The following is a 4,253-nucleotide window of genomic DNA, read 5'->3' on the forward strand; positions in this document are numbered from 1 at the left end:
GCGCAAGATATCGTTGAAAATATAGGTGCAGGCCTAAAAAATGCACTCGAAACAAGCCGATCTTTTCTTGGCGTAGAAGCTGGCGATTATGAGTACCCGATCATTCGTCCAGAATATTTGGCCACAGTAAAAATTGCTGAAAATTTAACTGGACCGGACGTCACTGTCAGGCTTGAAGCTCGCATGAGTAAACTAACTGATGACGCCAGGAAATTAAAAAAATTCGCGGATCTTTTTAAATCTCAAAAAAGAATTAAGACTAATTGTTGTAATTCTAACCCAAAAAGAAATGACGCAAAAAGAATTGACATATTAGTTTCTAGCTCAGACACGCCGCCAGTACCTATTTTAGTTTGCGAGGTGAAGCTCGGTTTAAACAAGGTGAATGGCTTAAAAAAAGACATTGACCGCTTGATTGCTATTCTCGAGACTTATTCAAATCACGGGCTGCTTGATCAACACAGAATGTATGGTGCTGTTGTATTTCACACGATGCATGAGGGCGTCCAAACCGACGAAGCTCAAACCACGACCGAAAAATACAGGAAGATACTTGAAAATCATTGCAAGAGTAGAGCTGAAAAACTGCCTTGGCTGAACTACAACGTTTGCTCTATAAAAAGAAGCCAACTTAGTGAGCCAGTTTGTGGAGAGGAAGTCATCCATGATGATGGAAACGTCGAGAAAGTTTTTTGCAGAGATCAGTATGCATTTATACCCGGATTGATTTTGCTTGGAAATGCAAACGATATTGTTGCGCTTTAATTCTGATAGATTCACTCTGGCGCCACAATGAAAAAAAAGATCTGCGTCGTCACTGGCACCCGTGCCGAATATGGCCTCCTGCGCTGGGTCATGGAAGGCATTCGCGAGTCACCCGTGTTGAAGCTGCAACTCATCGCCACCGGCATGCACCTCTCGCCGGAGTTCGGGCTCACCGTCGAGGCGATTGAGGCCGATGGCTTCCAGGTTGATCGCAAGGTCGAGATGCTGCTGAGTTCAGACACTGCGGTCGGCGTCACCAAATCCATGGGCCTCGGCATGATCGGCTTTGCTGACGCTCTGGCGGACTTACAGCCGGACTTGATGCTGGTGCTGGGTGATCGCTACGAGATCTTCTCAGCAGCCGCTGCTGCGATGATCGCGCGCGTTCCCATTGCCCATCTGCATGGGGGCGAGGCCACTGAGGGACTCATCGATGAGCCAATCCGGCACAGCCTGACCAAGATGTCACACCTACACTTCGTCGCTGCCGAAGACTATCGGCGTCGGGTGATCCAACTCGGCGAGCAGCCGGATCGAGTCTTTCGGGTCGGCGCACTCGGCATCGATAACATTGTGCGCATCAAGCTCTTGGAGCGTGATGCGCTAGAAGCCTCTCTCGATTTCAAGCTCGCTCCGCGCAATCTGCTGATCACCTTTCATCCGGTGACGCTGGAGTACAACACCAGCGCCGCGCAGATGAACGAACTGCTTGCAGCGCTGGCGGAACGGCCAGACACGGGCCTGATCTTCACCATGCCCAATGCCGATACCGAAGGACGCGTGCTGTTCCGCCAGATCGAAAACTTCTGCACGCATCATCCGCAGGCGCGGGCCTATACCTCATTGGGACAACTTCGCTATCTGTCCTGCATTCAGCATGTCGATGGCATAGTGGGTAATTCGTCGAGCGGTCTGCTGGAGGTGCCAAGCTTCAAAAAGGGCACGATCAACATCGGTGACCGCCAACGCGGACGCCTGCGCGCCACCAGTGTGATCGATTGTGCGCCGGATCGAGCCTCTATTGGAGCTGCCCTTGATCGGTTATTTTCGGGTGAATTTCAAGCGCAACTGTCAAGCGTTGAAAATCCCTGCGGTAGCGGCGGCGCGAGTGATGCCATTGTGAAGATTTTGGAGCAATGGCCGCTGGATGATCTGCTGAAGAAACGTTTCTACGATTGGCCGTCCCCATGAGAATCCTGTTTATTGGTGCGGTGGCATTCTCCGCGCGTGCCTTGCATGAACTGCTTGCGATGCAGGCTGAGGTCGTTGGCGTCTGTACCTTAAGGCAAGCCGCGTTCAATGCTGATCACGCGGATCTCACGCCTATTGCCGAACAGGCATGCATCCCTGTTTGCCATGCGCCGGATCTTCATAACCCCGAAGTCATTAGCTGGATTCACGAGCGCAAGCCCGATATCATTTTCTGCTTTGGCTGGTCTCGTTTGATCCGCCCATCACTGCTCACCCTTCCGCGACTCGGTGTGATTGGTTTTCATCCAGCGGCACTTCCCGCGAATCGCGGCCGACATCCGCTGATCTGGGCGTTGGTGCTGGGATTAACGGAAACCGCATCGACCTTTTTCTTCATGGACGAGGGTGCGGACTCGGGCGATATCCTGTCGCAAGTATCTGTGCCCATTGTGCCCGAGGATGACGCTGGTCGACTCTATGAACGCATCACCGAGGTCGCACTGGAGCAGATTCGAGACTTCGTCCCTCGCCTGGCGAATAGCAGCTTCCGCCGTCAACCCCAAGATGGACGTTTCGCCAATGTCTGGCGCAAGCGTGGAGCGGCGGATGGCCAGATCGATTGGCGCATGGCGGCAGAGTCGATTCACAACCTGGTCAGGGGTCTCACGCGGCCGTATGTGGGTGCGCATTTTGATCATTCGGGAGAAGAGATCAAGGTCTGGCGAACTGAGGTTGAGCCCAATGTGGCCATGAATTTGGAGCCGGGTAAGATTCTCGCGGTGGACGAGCGGGGTATTTTAATCAAGGCTGGCATCGGGGGCATCCGTTTGCTCGAAACAGCGCCCAAGGTCGCCTTGCATGTGGGGAGCTATCTTTGAAAACACTGGTCATTGCCCCTCACCCCGATGATGAACTGCTCGGTTGTGGCGGTACCCTACTGCGACGCAGCGCCGAAGGCGGCACGGTCGGCTGGCTGCTGATGACAGCGATCACGGAACAGCGTGGTTGGAGCAGTGAGCGGATCGATGAGCGGGCGGGAGAAATCGAGCGTGTGCGTGAAGGGCTAGGGGTCGAGACTCGGCATCTCTACCCGCTTGGATTCCCGACCACTGAACTCGATCAGGTGCCGATGGGTATCCTAGTGGCGCGTGTATCGGAGGTATTCAGGGACTTCCAGCCACAGGAGATTCTGTTGCCGCATCCGGGAGACGCGCACAGCGATCATCGGATTACGTTCGAGGTGGCCAGCGCTTGCACTAAGTGGTTTCGGTATCCGAGTGTTCAGCGGGTGTTGACCTATGAAACGCTCTCGGAAACGGATGCTGGGCTTGATCCGTTGCGCGCCTTTCAGCCGACGGTGTTTGTCGACATCAGTGCCTATCTGGAGAAGAAGAGAGCACTGATGCGCGTGTATGCGTCAGAGATGGGCACCTTTCCCTTTCCACGCAGTGATGACGCGCTGCATGCACTGGCTCGAGTACGAGGAGCACAAGTAGGGTCCGAGGCGGCAGAAGCATTCAGATTACTGCGAGAGCGGATTTGATCATCAATCGCCAGCGACTGCGAAGGTGCTAAGGTTGATAGTCGATGCGTAAATCGCTGAGCAGTTATCACGCATAACCCGCCATCTCACAGTATAAAGAGACATTTTTGACTTGTTCTGAAAGTGAACAGAAATCCGTGTTTTCTTTCTTTAGAAAACTTTGCACCTGGCGATAAAGGCCAGGCTTGAATGTTTGATCGAAAACATCGTCAAGTGCTATCGTTTCCACTTTGACGCTGCCTAGTCGTGTTGCATGAAGTTGTTCCATTGGCCTCAAAATGAGTCGTCGTTCTTTTGTCATCAGTTCAAGTCCCCAGCGCCCTGCTGATTGCCAGTCGGCTAAATAAGCGAAGAGTACGCCACGCTCAGTCACGCCAGCCCCGCAAAAACGCGCTGCAGCCGGATGCCAGTCGAGAGTTCCGGCGTGCCAGGCCTGCCAGTCCCTCGGTTGACCGGATAAATAAAAAGCCAGATCAACAACATGCGTGGAATTCGCCAAAAGCCAACGGTCTTTCACGCCTGGCGCTTTGGTCAAGGGAGCAATCCGATGTGCCCACTCAGTAAATTCAAATTGTGTGCTGAGTAGACCGCCATCTTGCTCAATGCACTCGCGTGCTTTCCGCACCGATGCATAAAAGCGCCTATTGTAAGCAATGAGCACTTCTGCCTTATATTCCTCGGCTAAATGATCTAGCTGAACGATGTCGTCGAGATCTATTCCCCCCGGCTTTTCCAATAAGATGCGCTGGGTTCC

5 protein-coding genes are annotated in these 4,253 nt (G+C 53.2%); 4 read left to right on the forward strand and 1 reads right to left on the reverse strand.

The window, feature by feature from the left end:
- The 4 genes from VBE63_RS25415 to VBE63_RS25430 all read left to right on the forward strand — a co-directional run.
- Positions 1 to 765, forward strand: a 765-nt coding sequence (locus VBE63_RS25415) for a hypothetical protein (RefSeq protein ID WP_323685796.1), incomplete at its 5' end; no start/stop codon positions are given.
- Between the two features lie 27 nt (positions 766 to 792).
- On the forward strand, positions 793 to 1,956 hold the full coding sequence (neuC, locus tag VBE63_RS25420) for a UDP-N-acetylglucosamine 2-epimerase (protein ID WP_323685797.1): 1,164 nt from the start codon (positions 793 to 795) through the stop codon (positions 1,954 to 1,956).
- Positions 1,953 to 2,834, forward strand: a complete 882-nt coding sequence (locus VBE63_RS25425; RefSeq protein WP_323685798.1) for a methionyl-tRNA formyltransferase — start codon at positions 1,953 to 1,955, stop codon at positions 2,832 to 2,834. Before neuC ends, VBE63_RS25425 begins: the two co-directional genes overlap by 4 nt.
- Positions 2,831 to 3,499: a PIG-L deacetylase family protein gene (locus VBE63_RS25430; RefSeq protein WP_323685799.1), complete on the forward strand. Its 669-nt coding sequence runs from the start codon at positions 2,831 to 2,833 to the stop codon at positions 3,497 to 3,499. Before VBE63_RS25425 ends, VBE63_RS25430 begins: the two co-directional genes overlap by 4 nt.
- Before the next feature lie 67 nt (positions 3,500 to 3,566).
- Here the strand turns inward: VBE63_RS25430 and VBE63_RS25435 are convergent.
- Positions 3,567 to 4,253: hypothetical protein (locus VBE63_RS25435; protein ID WP_323685800.1), on the reverse strand; the 687-nt coding region annotated here is incomplete at its 5' end.

The sequence above is a fragment of the Lamprobacter sp. genome (assembly GCF_034860625.1).
Taxonomy (GTDB): Bacteria; Pseudomonadota; Gammaproteobacteria; order Chromatiales; family Chromatiaceae; genus Lamprobacter.